The sequence below is a fragment of the Sphingorhabdus sp. genome, assembly GCF_044239005.1.
Taxonomy (GTDB): Bacteria; Pseudomonadota; Alphaproteobacteria; order Sphingomonadales; family Sphingomonadaceae; genus Sphingorhabdus_B.
Genome location: NZ_JBIICH010000038.1, coordinates 1 through 16,327, shown reverse-complemented (window position 1 = coordinate 16,327; position 16,327 = coordinate 1). Strand labels below are relative to the sequence as shown.

At 54.7% G+C, this 16,327-nt stretch carries 15 protein-coding genes; 2 read left to right on the top strand and 13 right to left on the bottom strand.

From position 1 onward, the window contains the following. On the top strand, positions 1 to 309 hold a 309-nt coding region (locus ACILQA_RS04755; protein ID WP_395628649.1), incomplete at its 5' end, for a citrate/2-methylcitrate synthase. On the opposite strand, the gene ACILQA_RS04750 is transcribed toward ACILQA_RS04755, so the two are convergent. The 3 genes from ACILQA_RS04750 to ACILQA_RS04740 are packed head-to-tail and all read right to left on the bottom strand — an operon-like array spanning position 295 to position 3,874. Then, positions 295 to 1,644, bottom strand: a complete 1,350-nt coding sequence (locus ACILQA_RS04750) for a sensor histidine kinase (RefSeq protein ID WP_395628648.1) — start codon at positions 1,642 to 1,644, stop codon at positions 295 to 297. The genes ACILQA_RS04755 and ACILQA_RS04750 overlap by 15 nt on opposite strands. Beyond that, entirely contained in the window at positions 1,641 to 2,591 is a 951-nt protein-coding gene (locus ACILQA_RS04745; protein ID WP_395628647.1) for a hypothetical protein, read from the bottom strand. Before ACILQA_RS04745 ends, ACILQA_RS04750 begins: the two co-directional genes overlap by 4 nt. A gap of 56 nt (positions 2,592 to 2,647) precedes the next feature. Then, positions 2,648 to 3,874, bottom strand: a complete 1,227-nt coding sequence (locus ACILQA_RS04740) for a hypothetical protein (protein WP_395628646.1) — start codon at positions 3,872 to 3,874, stop codon at positions 2,648 to 2,650. A 267-nt stretch (positions 3,875 to 4,141) separates the two neighbouring features. On the opposite strand from ACILQA_RS04740, the gene ACILQA_RS04735 reads away from it, so the two are divergent. Continuing rightward, the gene (locus tag ACILQA_RS04735) at positions 4,142 to 6,430 is read left to right on the top strand and encodes a hypothetical protein (RefSeq protein WP_395628645.1); all 2,289 of its coding nucleotides are present in this window, start codon (positions 4,142 to 4,144) and stop codon (positions 6,428 to 6,430) included. Positions 6,431 to 6,433: 3 nt separating this feature from the next. Here ACILQA_RS04735 and ACILQA_RS04730 read toward each other — a convergent pair whose 3' ends face one another. From ACILQA_RS04730 to nuoI, 10 genes are read right to left on the bottom strand one after another with little or no spacing between them, the layout of a single operon-like run. Continuing rightward, positions 6,434 to 6,706 (bottom strand): DUF1467 family protein, encoded by a 273-nt coding sequence (locus tag ACILQA_RS04730; RefSeq protein ID WP_395628644.1) that lies wholly within the window; start codon positions 6,704 to 6,706, stop codon positions 6,434 to 6,436. Continuing rightward, positions 6,703 to 8,346 (bottom strand): ribonuclease J, encoded by a 1,644-nt coding sequence (locus ACILQA_RS04725; RefSeq protein ID WP_324476502.1) that lies wholly within the window; start codon positions 8,344 to 8,346, stop codon positions 6,703 to 6,705. The genes ACILQA_RS04730 and ACILQA_RS04725 overlap by 4 nt, the downstream gene beginning before the upstream one ends. Next, positions 8,346 to 9,128, bottom strand: a complete 783-nt coding sequence (locus tag ACILQA_RS04720) for a type III pantothenate kinase (RefSeq protein WP_395628643.1) — start codon at positions 9,126 to 9,128, stop codon at positions 8,346 to 8,348. Before ACILQA_RS04720 ends, ACILQA_RS04725 begins: the two co-directional genes overlap by 1 nt. An 11-nt stretch (positions 9,129 to 9,139) precedes the next feature. Continuing rightward, positions 9,140 to 9,886, bottom strand: coding sequence for a biotin--[acetyl-CoA-carboxylase] ligase (locus ACILQA_RS04715; protein WP_395628642.1), 747 nt, complete (start codon positions 9,884 to 9,886; stop codon positions 9,140 to 9,142). After that, positions 9,853 to 11,295: an NADH-quinone oxidoreductase subunit NuoN gene (gene nuoN / locus ACILQA_RS04710; RefSeq protein ID WP_395628641.1), complete on the bottom strand. Its 1,443-nt coding sequence runs from the start codon at positions 11,293 to 11,295 to the stop codon at positions 9,853 to 9,855. Before nuoN ends, ACILQA_RS04715 begins: the two co-directional genes overlap by 34 nt. Before the next feature lie 2 nt (positions 11,296 to 11,297). Then, positions 11,298 to 12,857 (bottom strand): NADH-quinone oxidoreductase subunit M, encoded by a 1,560-nt coding sequence (locus tag ACILQA_RS04705; RefSeq protein ID WP_395628640.1) that lies wholly within the window; start codon positions 12,855 to 12,857, stop codon positions 11,298 to 11,300. Then, positions 12,857 to 14,893, bottom strand: a complete 2,037-nt coding sequence (gene nuoL, locus ACILQA_RS04700) for an NADH-quinone oxidoreductase subunit L (protein ID WP_395628639.1) — start codon at positions 14,891 to 14,893, stop codon at positions 12,857 to 12,859. The genes ACILQA_RS04705 and nuoL overlap by 1 nt, the downstream gene beginning before the upstream one ends. Before the next feature lie 6 nt (positions 14,894 to 14,899). Beyond that, entirely contained in the window at positions 14,900 to 15,205 is a 306-nt protein-coding gene (nuoK, locus tag ACILQA_RS04695) for an NADH-quinone oxidoreductase subunit NuoK (RefSeq protein ID WP_306062092.1), read from the bottom strand. Then, a complete protein-coding gene (locus ACILQA_RS04690; protein ID WP_395628638.1) occupies positions 15,202 to 15,822 on the bottom strand; it encodes an NADH-quinone oxidoreductase subunit J in 621 nt (206 codons plus the stop codon). Before ACILQA_RS04690 ends, nuoK begins: the two co-directional genes overlap by 4 nt. A gap of 12 nt (positions 15,823 to 15,834) precedes the next feature. Then, a complete protein-coding gene (nuoI, locus tag ACILQA_RS04685) occupies positions 15,835 to 16,323 on the bottom strand; it encodes an NADH-quinone oxidoreductase subunit NuoI (RefSeq protein ID WP_183940622.1) in 489 nt (162 codons plus the stop codon). Positions 16,324 to 16,327 lie beyond the last annotated feature (4 nt).

Below are 16,327 nucleotides of genomic sequence, written 5' to 3'. Positions count from 1 at the left end.
CTGACCGAGCTGAACATTACCGACCCAATCTTCGATGTTGCGATGCAGCTTGAAGAAATGGCGCTAAATGACCCATATTTCATCGAAAAGAAGCTGTTCCCGAACGTAGACTTCTATTCCGGTATCATTTTGTCGGCGATTGGCTTCCCGACGGAAATGTTCACTGTGTTGTTTGCACTATCCCGCACCGTGGGCTGGGTTGCACAATGGAATGAAATGATTTCCGATCCGGCACAAAAAATCGGCCGCCCGCGCCAATTGTACACGGGTCCAAACCACCGCCCATATCCGAGCCTAGACCAGCGTTAATTGTTGTGGAAGGCGGAGCGTGAATTTAGCGCCTCCGCCTTTTGCAGCCTCAACGGTAAGATCACCCCCCATCGCGCGTGCCAGGCGTCGCGATATATAGAGGCCGAGCCCGCTCCCGCCATCGCCGGTGCGCCCCAGGCGCTCAAATTTTGCAAAAATGCGTTCGTGATACTCGGCGTCAACGCCGGCACCTTGGTCCGACACGGAAATATACGCAAATCCATCCTCGGCGCCGACTTCTACCTGAACCTCAGTTCCGTCGGGCGAATATCGAACCGCATTGGTGATAAGGTTCAGCATGATCTGAAGCACGCGCCTGAGTTCTGCTATGGCAGTAACATATCTTTGGGTGTCAGGCAGCGTGATCGTCATGCGGTGATCTGCAGCCGTCAACGCCAGCAAACCAGCGGCGCGCCGCACAACATCGCCTAATTCGATATCATCCTGTGCGGTCAAAAAGCCGGGTCGCTCGACGGCTTCCAAATCGTCCAGATCCTCAACAAGGGCCGTAAGATGCCGCGCCGCATTGGCAATGTCGCGTGCATATGAAGCATAGTTTTCACGGATTGGCCCCAACAACTCGCTGCCCATCGTTTCGGCATTGGCAATGATACGATGCAATGGTTGCCGCAGAACCGGCGCAAGCTGTTTCCCAAAAAGTGCCCCCGAAGATGATCTATCCGCCTGCACAAAGTTAGCTACCTCAACCTTCCCGTGTTGGGTAAGGGACAGCGTATAGCCAGAAATCTGCCCAGCGCCGTCACGTTTGGCCTGCCCCCAAACCGACATACAAGCATCGTTGAGCGTTCGAACGCTGCGGCGACTGATCGGAAGAAACCTCTCAACATTTTGGAACGCTGGCAGGGCCTCCGGGCCAAAAAGTCTGCCGAGTATGATTTTAGCTGAAGAGCCAAAATCTGTATTTTTGACAATGCCTTCAACTGGTCCGCAGGCGTCAACAAGGCGCAAGGCTTGATCAAATATAAGCGCGACCAGTTCTTGACCTTGATCAGGCCATATATCCCGCGACGTTGGCTTGACCGCAACATTATCAATTTTGCGCCAGCCCAAGATGGAAAGTTTAACGTCCTTGTCAGAAGGCTCGGCTTCCACCCACAGTTCAAGATTGTTTGGCCCGTCCGCAACGCGAACAGCGCGTGCGAGCCGCATCCGAAGACTTGCGACCATTTGCGTAAGGCTAAGCAAGGCTGGGCACGCCAGCGTACCGCCTAGATTGCTACCTGCCCGAATATGAAGCTGCTGCAACGCGTCGTCGGCACGCAGCAAGATACCCGCAGACGACACCTCACATGTGATAGCGCGTGTTAAGTTCATGTTTTGCCAGAACTTAAAAATAGCAATCGAGCAGATGACCAATCACTGATTTGCTGCCGAGCCATTTCAGGAATGAAATGTGCATAGTCAGCCTCAAACAGCGCAGCTTCGCGGGCCGAGAGTAACTGAGATCGCAAATCGATCATCGTCTGTAGAGCCGCATGCTCTGGAAAGCCCGCGGCGGCCAGCATGACCATCATCGGAAATGCAGACTCAAAATCTATCAACCGAAGGATATGATCATGCCCGATATTCAGGTCCGCACTGAGATGGGCCACGAAAAGGTGAACCCCGGCATGATGTGGATTAGACAGCGCAGCGCGGTTTTCGTCGCCAAGAAAATGCACAATTTTTCGGGCGGATGCCGTGGCTGTCTGCGCTTCGTCATAGCGTGCAATCAACGCGCGCGCGTTATCGATGATCGTATCCGACTGGCTTCCGGATAACAGCTCAAGCGCGGCGACAATCCGCCAGCACATTTTGTGCAAAATCTCTGGGGGCAGCGTCAGATACGACCGGCCCTTCGATCGCACCTGCAAGCTATCCGCGGCGAGCAACGCTTGTGCCGCTTCGATTACATGTGTGTCTGCATGGTCAAGCAACTCAACCGCCAATTGGGAAAACCCGCTCCCAAGCCGTGCTATCAAATTATCTTCAGCAACACGCGCGAGCGCGAAATCTACAATATCGGTTTTCCGCAAAAACCCGGATCGCGCAAGCAATGGTCCACAAGTCGATTCCGGGGTGGCGCCGTGCAACCTTGCTTCAATGTCACGCACGATCTGCAAAAGTTTTACTGAAACTGCGCTTATTGTGGCTTCCGACGGTGTGTGGACCGCTGAAGGAAAGATGATGGATGCGACGTCGTCGCACAGTGCATCAACATCGCGGGCATGGGCGCACGCGATTGAGAGCAAATCATCTTGGGGACCAAGTAAACCGTCCAAAGCCTATCCACTAACATTCGTGGCGGCCGTTATAGGTTTTTTCGGTTAACGGCGTTTTAAGGCTGATCCGCCTTTTTATCGGGGCCGCTATCATAGCATGCGAACATAAACGCGCTCAGCTGCGCGACCATGATCCATTGCAGCGCATGGGTTAAACCGAGACCGGCTGTACCGGCCAAAGCCAAAATGGACAGCAAGGCTGGCGACCGCAGAAGCCCGTCGGCCCAACGCGGCAACACGACATGCATGCTAATCCATGCGATGGAGGCCACCGCGAACGCCGCAAATAGGCCGTCATTCGTGTAAGAGGTGTCCATATACGCCGCGCCAAACATAGCGACAACAAGCAGCGACAAAGTCACTGCCGTCAACTTGGGCATTTTCCCCTGCCCGTTCAGATCGTCAGTCGTTGCAAGCCGCAGAGAATTGGTTGCGACAGCGCCAAATGCAGCGCCGGTTGCCGCCAAATCGAAGCCGGACACACCCAGCGCAACAGCGCCTAACGCAAAAACCGGACCTGCAAATTTGACCAGCTTAAGCGCGATGGGACTTTGCCATAGGATGGGAACCAATTTGGCGGATACTGGCCCCAGAATCCGAGCCTCAACGAAGCCCGGCTGACTTAAAACCCGCCTACGCAAAATTTGTTTGTTCAGCTGGACAAAATCCTGCGGACCTTGGACGATATTCAAGGTTCCGTTGTTGACATGTTGTTGCGACAAAAGTTTCAACGGCACATTCGCGAGGATGGCCTGCCGCAGCAGCGAGGAAATGATGCTCCAGTCTTCGGGTAGATCTTTCAGCATCGCGATCGTGCTGGCCCCGACAATCGAGATACCGGCCCAGCGCGTATTCAAATCGATGCGCTCAAAAAGGCTATTCTCGTCGCGCCCGTCCACTGTAGCCACGAAGTTATCTGGCGATTTCGAAAGCGTTTCGACAAAGTCAGGCTGCACATATAGCTGCCCAGACTGAACCCAAACGCGGTCGTCGAGCTTCAAATAGCGCTGAATATCCGCACCTGTGCGGACGAAATCGACGAGGACGTTTTTCTGCCGCCATTGTTCGGCCAAAGACAACATTGCCCCGTCCATATTTTCCACTTCAACGAGAAACCGTGAAATTCCCGCGCGGAAAAGCGTCTTAATCTGGTAATCGACGAGCGAACCGCCCGCCAACTCGGTATTTGGCTTATCCATGGGCGCTCGCGACGCGGACACGTCGCCACCGGTAACGGAGAGCAACGCGACAGAGAGCTTTTCGGGAATGCGCGTGGACACCATAGGTCAGATATGAAGATTAGATGTCATTTGCCAATCAAAATCTACAAAACTGGGTCAATCATTGCACAATGAAATGATCGATATCGCATATAGCCTTGCTGAGCTTGCGAATGACACACGCAGTTCCGCCATTAAGGATGCGTCATCCCCCACGGCAGCCTTTAACGCTGTGTCAAATGCGCCATAATCCATCGACATTTTTCGGGGTTACAACAGATGGTGTTAAGTTTGCGTTTCTCTCTCGCAATAATGTGGTAAAAAGGATTTATGACCACACGCTCAAAAATCGTCGGCTTGACGCAGCATATCTCAGACCAATCTTCGCACGACGATGTCGCAGCCGAAGCGCATGCGACAGCGGGTTCGCTTCCGGATGCTGCCGACACAGAAAATGTTGAAGATATGTATGAAGTTGAACAGCCGCGGCGTAGTATTTTGGCATTTGTGGTGCCGGCGGTGCTTCTCCTCGCATTTGCGTGTTGGACCGCATTTTTCGGACTGACCTATTGGCCTGAGGCGCAAGCAGGCCTCAGCAACAATCGCATTGTTGAGCTCATTGTGCGTTGGGCCGTTCCCGCATTACTGATCGCCGTGTCTTGGTTGTTGGTGATGCGTAACAGCAGCCGGGAAGCAACCCGATTTGGTAACGTCGCAGCGTCGTTGCGCAACGAAAGCGTTTTACTGAGCCAGCGGATGCGCACCGTGAACGAAGAAATCGCGTTGGCCCGCGAGTTTTTATCGCAAAATGCACGCGATCTCGAGTCGCTTGGACGCCAGTCGTCCCAAAAATTGATGGAGTCAGCCCAGGTCCTTACCGCGGCGCTCGCCGATAGCGACCAAAAAGCAAAGACACTTGAGACTGTAAGCCAATCCGCAAACACAAATCTTGAGCAGCTCCGCAAGCATTTGCCAGTTGTTACAAGCGCAGCGAAAGATGTGACCAACCAGATCGGCAGCGCTGGCAACAACGCCCAGATGCAGATCAAAGCGCTCATTGCGACTTTGGAACGCGTTCGCGATGCCGGCAAATCGGTGCGCGATTATGTCGATGGCGTTGAAGTGCGCGCCGACGACATGGCGGTCAAATTGGAACAGTCGCTGAGCAGCAGTGCAAAACTGCTCGACATGCGGAGTGCAGAGGCGCTTGATCGCAGCGCCGAAATGGCGACCTTGATGGACAGCGCAACGCAAGCCATGTCCAGCGGTATCGCGCAGGCATCGGGCGATATCGGCGCGATCCTCTCCGTTAGTCAGGAACAGATTCAGTCAAGCCTTTCCGAATTGCGGAAAGCACTTGGCGACGTTGGCAGCCAGACCGATCAGGAAGAGGCGCGCATCCGTGCGATGATTGCGACGATCAGCGCGCACATCCATTCCAGCGCACAACAGATTTCGGAAGTTGACCGCGTCGCGACCGACCAAACGTCTAAACTTGCCTTTGCCGTATCCGCTTTGGGCGACAGCACGCGCACTGTTGGTTCGGCGCTGACAGACAATCAACTTGTCACCCAACAGCTGATTGAACAATCCCACAGGCTGCTGGAGTCGCTTGGCACAGCAAACCATGAAATTAGCGAGACAATTCCTGCATCTATGGATGCCCTCAGCCTACAATTGTCCGATGGCGTCGCCCAGATAAAGTCCGCTTTGTCGAACGCGGAATCGCTTGAGGAATTGAGTGGCAGCATGCTGGAGAAGCTGAACGGTCTGGAGCAGATTATTGCGACCCAGCGCGACTCTGTGGACGCACTGATGACGCAGAGCGATGCCCATTTCGCCGCCCGCCATGACCAAGTCGATGCGCTTGGCTCGTCGCTGCGACAGACACAATCGCTACTTCAGGAAATGTCGGATGAGGCAAATGGCCAACTGGTGACCGCATTGCTGCGTGTCCGCGAATCCACACGCGCTGCGGCGGAAAGCAGCCGGAAGATCTTGGATGATGAACTCGCCCATATCTCCGAGCAACTGACCGAACAAAACCGGACTGCACTTGCCAATGCACTGGACGCGCAAGTTGCGTCGATGAACGCTGCCGTTCAGGAAGCGATTGAGCGCAATGTAGAGCTATCCGAAGCTGCGACCGGTCTGGTCGTCAAACAACTCGCCGAGCTAGGCGAAATGACGACCACGCTTGAAGGTCGCATTGCCGATAGCAAAAACAGTTTTGAATCGGTCCAAGATGACAGCTTCGCCCGCCGCATGGTGCTATTGACGGAATCGCTCAACTCAACAGCCATCGATGTCACGAAAATATTGTCGAACGACATCACTGACACAGCATGGGCGTCCTATCTCAAGGGCGACAGAGGCGTGTTTACTCGCCGCGCCGTGCGCCTTATCGATTCAAAAGAAGCAAAGATCATCGCCAATCATTATGGCAACGACAGCGAATTCCGCGAGCATGTGAACCGCTATGTGCACGACTTTGAAGGCATCATGCGTCTGTTGCTCAGCACACGTGATGGCAACGCCATTGGCGTCACGCTTTTGTCGTCCGATATTGGCAAGCTATATGTTGCGCTGGCCCAAGCGATCGAACGGCTGCGGAAATAAGCCTTAAACAGGCCTATGTATCAGCCAGTCAAAACTGTGCCGGTCGACCCAGCCATAGACATAATTGGCATAATATAGACCAAAGAGCGCTGCGGATAACAATGTTGTCCGCAACAATATGGTGCGGGGCTGGAAGTTCCCAGGGGCGCTGTCGGCTTGTCCTGGTACCTTAGGCAACCCCAATTCCTCATGCGTCCGCACACCGATGGGAAGGATGACAAACGCGGTCATCACCCAAAAAAGCGCGTAAATGGCTATAATTGATGTCCAGCTCATGCGGTCTCCAATATCATCACATCAACAATTGGTTTTTTGCCGGTCCAACTAACGGCAACACGGCGAACGGCCAAACGAACGGATTCGCGCAGCTTTTCATAATCCCCGCGATTGTCCTTAATTGCCTTTACGGCAGCGGTCGTGGCTTCGTCGATAAAATCATCCAGATCTTCTTCGATGGGAACGCCATGCAAACGGATTTCCGGACTGCCCAGCAATTTGTCATTCGCACCAAGCGCGAACGCCACCGAAATTAACCCGTACCACGACAGACGCCGGCGTTCATTCAACGTCGCGCCGTCCGCCGCGATGATGGTGTCACCATCGAGGATAAGACGCCCAGTGCGTTCCTTGCCGATTGTCTTCGGTTCGCCGGGCGCCAAACGCACAACGTCACCATTTGACTGCACGACAGCCTTTGGAACGCCATGCGCGCGCGCGAAACGGGCTTGCTCTGCCATGTGCCGACGCTCGCCATGCACTGGGACGAGGATTTCAGGCCTGATCCAATCATATAGCGCCGCAAGCTCCGGCTGACCCGGGTGACCCGATACATGGACATGGGCCTGCTTTTCGGTAACCGTCAGAATGTTGCGCTCGGCAAGCTTGTTCATAATGATGCCAATGGCGATTTCATTGCCCGGGATCTGCTTGGACGAGAAGATGACGGTGTCGCCCTCCTCCAGCTTCACGGGATGATTTCCCTCGGCAATGCGCGCCAGTGCAGCGCGGGCTTCGCCCTGCCCGCCTGTCGCAACAACCATGACTTCGTGGCGCGGCAGGCTGTCCACTTTTTCCATATCAATGGTTTTGGGCAGGTCTTTCAAATAGCCGTTGGCCTGCGCTGCCTCAAGGATACGGTGCAACGACCGACCGGCAAAGCACAAGGTACGCCCGCTCTCGCGCGCGACTTCACCCAAAGTCTGCAACCGCGCTGCGTTGGAGGCGAAAGTTGTAACCACCACCCGGCCCTTCGCGGCCTTGACGGACTTTAGCAGGTCGTCCTTCACGCTGCCTTCGCTGCCGCTATGTTCAAGATTGAAGACGTTGGTGGAATCACACACCATCGCCAATATGCCCGTGTCCCCAATCGCGGTTAGCGCGTCGGCGGTCGTCGGGCGGCCCAAAACAGGCCGTTCGTCCAATTTCCAGTCACCGGTATGGAAAATCTTGCCATAAGGCGTGGTGATCAAACAGGCGCTCATTTCAAGGATGGAGTGCGCCAGCGTCACAAATTTAAAATCGAATGGCCCCATGGAGAATGCGCCTTCCATCGGAATGACGTTCAGCTCCACAATATCCGCGATGCCTTCTTCCTCAAGCTTGCCACGGATGAGCGTTGCTGTGAACGGCGTCGCATATAACGGCACGCCAAGGTCCGCGGCGAAATAGGCCACCGCGCCAATATGGTCTTCATGACCATGCGTCAGAACGATGCCCAAAAGGTCTTTTTTACGCTTCTCAATAAATTCCAGATCTGGAAGTACGAGGTCAACACCGGGATACTCTGAATTGGCAAAGGTGAGGCCAAGGTCGACCATCACCCACTTGCCATCGCAACCATATAAATTGACGTTCATGCCAATTTCATTTGACCCGCCAAGAGCAAGGAAAAGCAGTTCATTTTTTGGGGTCGTCATTATGTTTTTTCTCTATTCCTGTACAAAAGCGCCAGCCCCCGCAGCGTCAAATCGGGTTCTACCCGGTCAAATAAATGGCCATGTTGCTGAAACAAAATCGCCAAACCGCCGGTCGCAATAACCGATACCGGTTCGCCAATTTCATTTTTCATTCGGGCAATCATTCCCTCGATCATTGCCACATAGCCCCAATAGATACCAATCTGCATTTGTCCAACAGTGGTTGTGCCAATGACACTTTCATTCGGCGGTGGTTCGATTGCAATGCGCGGCAGCATGGCCGCTGCGCCATATAAGGCATCAAGCGACAGATTAACGCCCGGCGCGATGCTTCCGCCGTGATAAGAGCCATCGGGGCCGATATAGTCAAACGTCGTCGCCGTGCCAAAACTGATCACGATCTTATGCCCGTCTGCGAGCGCATGTGCCGCAATGGCATTCACGGCACGGTCTGCGCCAACCGACTGCGGCTCAGCGACACGCAGCTGAATGCCCCACCCAACAGCGCCGCGCCCAGCCACAAGTGCTTCACAGCCAAAATAGCGCGTCGCCAACAGCTGTAGATTGTGCAGCGCGCGCGGCACGACGGTCGCGATGATTACGGCATCGATATCCGAACGCTTGTACCCCGCCATCTGGATGAGCCGGTCCAGCCAAACCGCATATTCATCGGCAGTGCGCCGCGCGTCTGTGGCGATGCGCCAGCGGTGCAATATCTCGCCGCTGTCATCGACCAAAGCAAACTTCGCGTTGGTATTACCCGTGTCTATTGCGAGCAACATCGCCCACCCCTTTAAACTAGAAAAACATCTGCTGCGTGAATGGCACGAATTGCGCCGTCCGCCAAGCTAAGCCGCAGCGCACCTTGATCGTCCAAGCCTTGAAAAAGCCCATGCAATTCTTCGCCATCGGGCAGTCGTGCCGACAGCGCGGTTCCGCGCGGATGCGCACATTCTTCCCACTGGCGGATAATCGTACCCGTGCCCGACAGCCGCCAGATCGACAGGTACCGCGCAAAGGCATCGGCCACGATCTCCACGCTCGACTGCGCGTCGGGTGGTGTCGCGCCAAGCGTGCGTAAGTCTGACACTTTGCGGTCAAGATTTTCCGGATGCCAAACCAGGTTCAACCCAATGCCGACAATGACCGCATCGGCCGATCGTTCCAACAATATCCCGCACAATTTCGAACCATCGCGCGAAAGAATGTCGTTTGGCCATTTCAGGGAAATGTCGACATGCGGCGCGATCTGCCGGATGGCATCGAACACGGCCAATGCTGTTACAAAAGCCAGGCTGGCTGCCGCAGGGTCGGTATCGCGCAAACGGACGATCGTGCTTGCGAACAGATTGCCCTTTGGGCTTTCCCAGTTGCGGCCGAGACGGCCTCTGCCGCCGTCCTGCGCATCAGCGCGAAGCCATAATCCTTCGGGAGCGCCCTGCGCCGCGCGCGTCAACAAATCCGCGTTCGTTGACCCAGTGAGCGCAACCTCTTCAAATATCAGCGTCAGAACAGCGCCTTTGCCGCAACCGCGGTCCAAACGCCGAGCGCTGGAATGGCAAAATACCCAAGCGGTGAGTTGGCCGCGGCAAGAATGCCACCGGTCCAGACAAGCACCTTGTCATCGCTTTCGGCGATAACATCTGCCGCATCATCAAAGTACATTACTTTGACAACCTTCAGGTAGTAGAATGCGCCGATAACCGAAGCCGAAATGCCAATAACGGCCAATGGCAGCAGGCCGGCGGCGACAGCGGCATTGAATACCACCAGCTTACCCCAAAAGCCGAACAACGGCGGAATACCCGCGAGGCTGAACATGAAAATGGCAAAGGCAGCGGCAAGCGCCGGGCGGGTCTTTGACAAGCCAGCGATATCGGCGAATTCTTCGCGATAGTTGCCGTCTTTGTCCTTCAACTGCATCAAGCACACAAATCCGCCCAAGGTCATGGCCACATAAATAGTCAGGTACACAAGCATGGCAGCAATGCCCTGCTCTGTTCCAGTGGCAAGCCCGATGAGGATGAAGCCCACATTGTTGATCGAGCTGTACGCCATCAGGCGCTTGAGGTTTTGCTGACCAATTGCGCCAACCGCGCCGATGATGATCGACATCAACGCCACCGCAATAATGATTTGCTGCCACACCAGAACCTGCGAACCAAATGCCTCAAGCACAACGCGCATCAACAAGGCGATCGCTGCAACCTTTGGTGCGCTCGCAAAAAATGCGGTGACCGGTGTTGGTGCGCCTTCATAGACGTCGGGCGTCCACATATGAAATGGCGCGGCACTGATCTTAAATGCCAATCCGGATAGGATGAACACGATACCAAAGATCAGGCCAAGGCCGACTTCCTTGTCCATCGCGAGGCCGATTGCGGCAAAGCTTGTCGATCCGGCAAAACCATAGACCAAGGATGCGCCGAAAAGCAGCATACCGCTCGCAAGAGCGCCAAGGACGAAATATTTGAGGCCGGCTTCCGCCGAACGGCCATCCGAGCGCACGAAGCTGGCCAGAACATAAGCCGAGAGGCTCTGAAGCTCCAAGCCGATATACAAGGAGACCAGGTCCGTCGCCGATACCATAATGCCCATACCGACGCAGGAAAGGACGATGAGAACCGGATATTCAGCGCGCATTGCGCCTGCTTTCTCCAAGAAACGCGGGGCGATGGTCAGTGACACCGCCGCGGCAATATAAATCAGGAGCTTGGAGAAATTGCCAAAGGCATCATTCACCATCAAACCATCAAAGGCCGACGCGCTGGAGCCCGAACCAAGCGAGCTCGCGGTGAAAGCAGCGGCGGCACCCAAAGCAGCAACAGCCAATATGCTGATAAGGCGACCGGCCTGATCCATCCAAGCAGCCAACAAAAGCAAGGCAAGCGCGGAGAAGCTGAGAATGATCTCAGGACGCACCAAGGAGAGCGAAGCAGTAAGTTCCATTATTAATGGCTCCCCTCAGCCACGTCTTTTTTAGGTTCATGAACAACGCGAAAGCGCGCTGTGGTCGGGTCGACAGCCATCAATTTACTATCGCCAGCTGGAGCCGCCCGTTCAATACGTTCAACAATTGTTGCAACATCGCGGCGAATGGGGGCAAGGAATGTTTCGGGATACACGCCCATCCACAACACAACGACCGCAATCGGCGCAAGCAGCCACATTTCGCGGCCGTCAATATCCTGCATCGCTGCAGCATCTGCATTGACCTGCGGCCCGAATGCGATCCGGCGATAGAGATATAGCATGTACCCTGCGCCAAGGATAATGCCCGTTGTCGCAATCAGCGTGGCCCAAGTGGACACCTTATAGGCGCCCGCAAGGCTCAGAAACTCCCCGACAAAGCCGCTTGTTCCGGGCAAGCCGACGCTGGCCATGGTGAACAACATGAACAGCAGTGCATATTTGGGCATATTCACGCTGATGCCACCGTAACGGCTTATTTCGCGTGTGTGCAGACGGTCGTAGATCACGCCAACGCAAAGGAAGAGCGCGCCCGACACCAAACCGTGGCTGAGCATCACGATGATCGCGCCTTCAATACCCTGTTGGTTAAAGGTGAAGAGGCCGACCGTCACGATCGCCATGTGGGCGACTGACGAATATGCGATCAGTTTCTTCATATCCTGCTGCACCAGCGCCACGAGCGATGTGTAGACAACCGCGACCATCGACAGGCCGAAGACCAAAGGAATGAAGTTGGCACTCGCCTCTGGGAACATCGGCAAAGAGAAACGCAGGAAGCCGTAGCCACCCATTTTCAGCAACACGCCAGCCAGAATGACTGAACCCGCCGTCGGCGCCTGAACGTGCGCATCGGGAAGCCATGTGTGCACGGGCCACATCGGCATCTTGACGGCAAAGGATGCAAAAAATGCCAACCACAACAATGTCTGCGCCTGCACAGGGAAATCTGTGTTGAGCAACGTCGGAATGTCGGCGGTGCCGGCGAACTGGATCATCCACAACATCGCGATCAGCATCACCACCGACCCAAGCAAGGTGTAGAGGAAGAATTTGTACGACGCGTAAATGCGGTCCTGACCACCCCAGATACCGATGATGAGATACATCGGGATCAAACCGGCTTCGAAGAAGATGTAGAACAGCAAAAGGTCCTGCGCCGCGAACACGCCGATCATCAGCGTTTCCATCAAAAGGAAAGCCGCCATATATTCGCCGACACGCTTTTGAATGCTGTTCCAGCTTGCGCCGATGCAAATTGGCATCAGGAACACCGACAGCATGATCAGCGTCAACGAGATACCGTCAATGCCAAGCTTCCAACCAATCGGGCCGAACAGCTGAGCACTTTCGGTGAACTGCCACTGCGCACCTGCGGGATCATAGCTGATCCACAGCACCACACCGAGAATGAAGTTGGCGAGCGTAGCGCCCAGCGCAATCGGGCGCGCCAATTCGGCACGAACGAACAAACACAATGCAGCCGCCACCATCGGAATGGCGAGCATGATTGAAAGGACAGGCATATCTGCGGCGTTCATTATGTTCTCACCATCATCCAGCTAACCGCTGTGACAAGGCCCAAAAGCATCACCAGCGCATATGTATAAAGATAACCCGACTGCATTTTAACCGCGAGCTTACTGCCAAAGGACACGACAGCAGCCGAACCGTTCGGTCCAAACCGGTCGATGATGCCGATGTCGCCCTGCTTCCAGAACAGGCGTCCAAACCAAAAGGCCGGGCGGACGAAGACCGCATCATATAGTTCATCGAAATACCATTTGTTCAGGAAGAAACGGTACAATGGTGCAAAGGCAGTCGCCAAGCGCTGCGGCGCATCCTTTGACTGCTGATACATCACATAAGCAACCAACAATCCGGTCAGCATGGCCACTGTCGACGACAGCTTCACCCACAACGGCACCTCATGCATGGCGTGCATCAAATGTTCATTGAAGAACAATGTGCTGTTCGCCCAAAATGCCTTGCCAGTTTCGGCGTCAATGAAGCCACCGTGGAATACAAAACCAGCGAAAATCGCGCCCAATGTCAGTATACCCAACGGGATGAGCATCGGCAGCGGGCTTTCATGCGGATGATAGCCAGCGGTTCCGTCACTGTGTGCGTCGTGGGCATGATCATGCGCATGTTCATCATGATCGCCATGGTCGTGCATCGCATGTTGAATATGCTCCGACTGCGCCCAACGCGGCGTTCCGAAGAATGTGAGGAACATCAGACGCCAGCTGTAGAAGCTGGTCAACAATGCCGCCAGAACGCCAATGCCAAACGCATACATATGGAAGGTCGAGTGGCTCGCAAATGCGGCTTCGATGATCGCATCCTTGGAATAGAAACCAGCAAACCCGCCAACGCCAACAATACCAACGCCGGTAATCGCCAACGTGCCCGCCATCATCGCCCAAAAGGTAAGCGGGATATGTTTCCGCAAACCGCCATAATAACGCATATCCTGTTCATGATGCATCGCATGGATGACGGAGCCCGCGCCGAGGAACAACAAAGCCTTAAAGAAAGCGTGCGTGAACAAATGGAACATCGCCGCGCCATATGCGCCCGTGCCCGCGGCAAAGAACATATATCCAAGCTGCGAGCATGTTGAGTACGCGATGACGCGTTTGATATCGGTCTGCACCAAGCCAACGGTCGCTGCAAAAATCGCAGTTGTAGCGCCGACTATCGTCACAACATCCAGCGCAAACTGGCTGGTTTCAAACAATGGCGACAGGCGGCAAACCATGAATACACCAGCGGTAACCATCGTTGCCGCGTGAATAAGCGCCGACACAGGTGTCGGACCTTCCATCGCGTCAGGCAGCCATGTGTGCAGGCCCAACTGCGCAGATTTGCCCATCGCGCCGATGAACAACAATATGCACAGCAAGCTCATGGTATCGACGCGGAACCCAAGGAAACCAATGCTTGATCCAACCCTGTCCGGTGCCGCCGCCAAAATGTCCGGAATGGAAACCGTGCCAAACAGCCAGAACACGCCGAAGATACCCAACATGAAGCCAAGGTCACCCACGCGGTTCACGACAAATGCCTTAATCGCAGCCGCGTTCGCGCTCGGCTTTTTGTACCAGAAACCAATCAATAGATAGGACGCAAGACCAACCCCTTCCCATCCAAAGAACATTTGGACGAGATTGTTGGCGGTCACGAGCATCAACATCGCGAAAGTGAACAACGACAGATACGCAAAGAAGCGCGGCTGATCGGGGTCTTCTTCCATATAGCCCCAGCTATACAGATGGACGAGCGCGGAAACAGTGGTGATAACCACCAACATTACCGCGGTCAGCGCATCAACGCGCAATTCCCAATCGAATGACAAATCACCTGATTGAACCCAGTTCATCACCGGCGCGACATAAGCGGTTTCGCTGCCGTTGAGAAAGCCGATGAAAATCGGCCAGCTCAGCAAGGACGCCGTGAACAGGCCCGCTGTGGTAATGGTCTTGGATGCAACCGCGCCAATAAAGCGCTGGCCGAGCCCCGCAATGAGCGCAGCCAAAAGCGGCAGAAAAACAATGATATGGATCGAAGTCACTGGATGTTATCCCTTCATCCGGTTGACATCGTCAACGGCAATGGTGCCCCGGCCACGGAAGTAGATGACCAAAATAGCAAGGCCAATGGCCGCTTCGCCAGCAGCCACCGTCAGCACGAACATCGCGAAAATCTGGCCCGTAAGGTCGCCAAGAAAGACGCTGAACGCAACGAGGTTGATATTTACCGCCAGCAAAATGAGCTCGATTGCCATCAAGATGATGATCACATTTTTGCGGTTCAGGAAAATGCCCAGCATACCCATGACAAACAGAATGCTGCTCACCACAAGATAATGTTCGATACCAATCACAACTCGATCCCCTGCCCTACCGGTTGATTGACATTGCGCGTCGCGTCTTCGGGACGGCGCTGTACCTGGCTGCTGATGCTCTGGCCTCGGGTGCCATGGCTCTTACGATGGGTAAGAACAATCGCGCCCACCATTGCCACCAAAAGAATGAGGCCCGCGGTTTCAAACATGAACACATATTTGCTGTACAACAGGCCGCCGATAGCTTCGATATTCGGAACAGTCGCCGACACAGTGGCTGCGCCCGCCTCTGGCGTGCCCAGTGCAACTGCACCAGCCTGATACGCCCCAATGCCAAGCACAAGCTCTGCGACGAGAACAACGGCGAGCAATAACCCAAGCGGAACGTTTTTCACAAAACCCGCGCGCAGTTCGGCGAAGTCGATGTCAAGCATCATCACCACAAACAGGAACAATACGGCGACTGCACCAACGTAGACAATGACGAGCAGCATCGCGATAAATTCCGCGCCGATCAGGATCATGAGGCCCGCAGCGTTAAAGAACGCAACGATCAACCACAGCACGCTGTGCACGGGGTTGCGCGCAAAGATGACCATCGCGGCGGACGCGATGACGATGCTTGCGAAAATATAGAATGAGACGAGTTGTATCACGATGGGCCGCCCTTAACGATAGGGTGCATCGGCGGCAAGGTTCGCGGCAATTGCCCGTTCCCATTTCGCGCCGTTGTCGAGAAGCTTGGCCTTGTCATAAAACAATTCCTCGCGTGTTTCAGTTGCAAATTCGAGGTTTGGTCCCTCGACAATCGCGTCCACTGGGCAAGCTTCTTGGCAGAAGCCGCAATAGATGCACTTCGTCATGTCGATGTCATAGCGCGTGGTGCGGCGGCTGCCGTCTTCGCGTGGTTCTGACTCAATGGTGATCGCCAAGGCGGGGCATACCGCCTCACACAGCTTACACGCAATGCACCGCTCTTCCCCATTGGGGTAGCGCCGCAAAGCATGCTCACCGCGAAAACGCGGGCTCAACGGGTTCTTTTCGAACGGATAGTTGATCGTCGCCTTTGGCTTAAAGAAATACTGCAAGGTCAACCAGTGCGCCTTGACGAATTCCCAAAGGGTAAAGGTTTTGATGAGATGCGCGATGGTGGTCATGCGA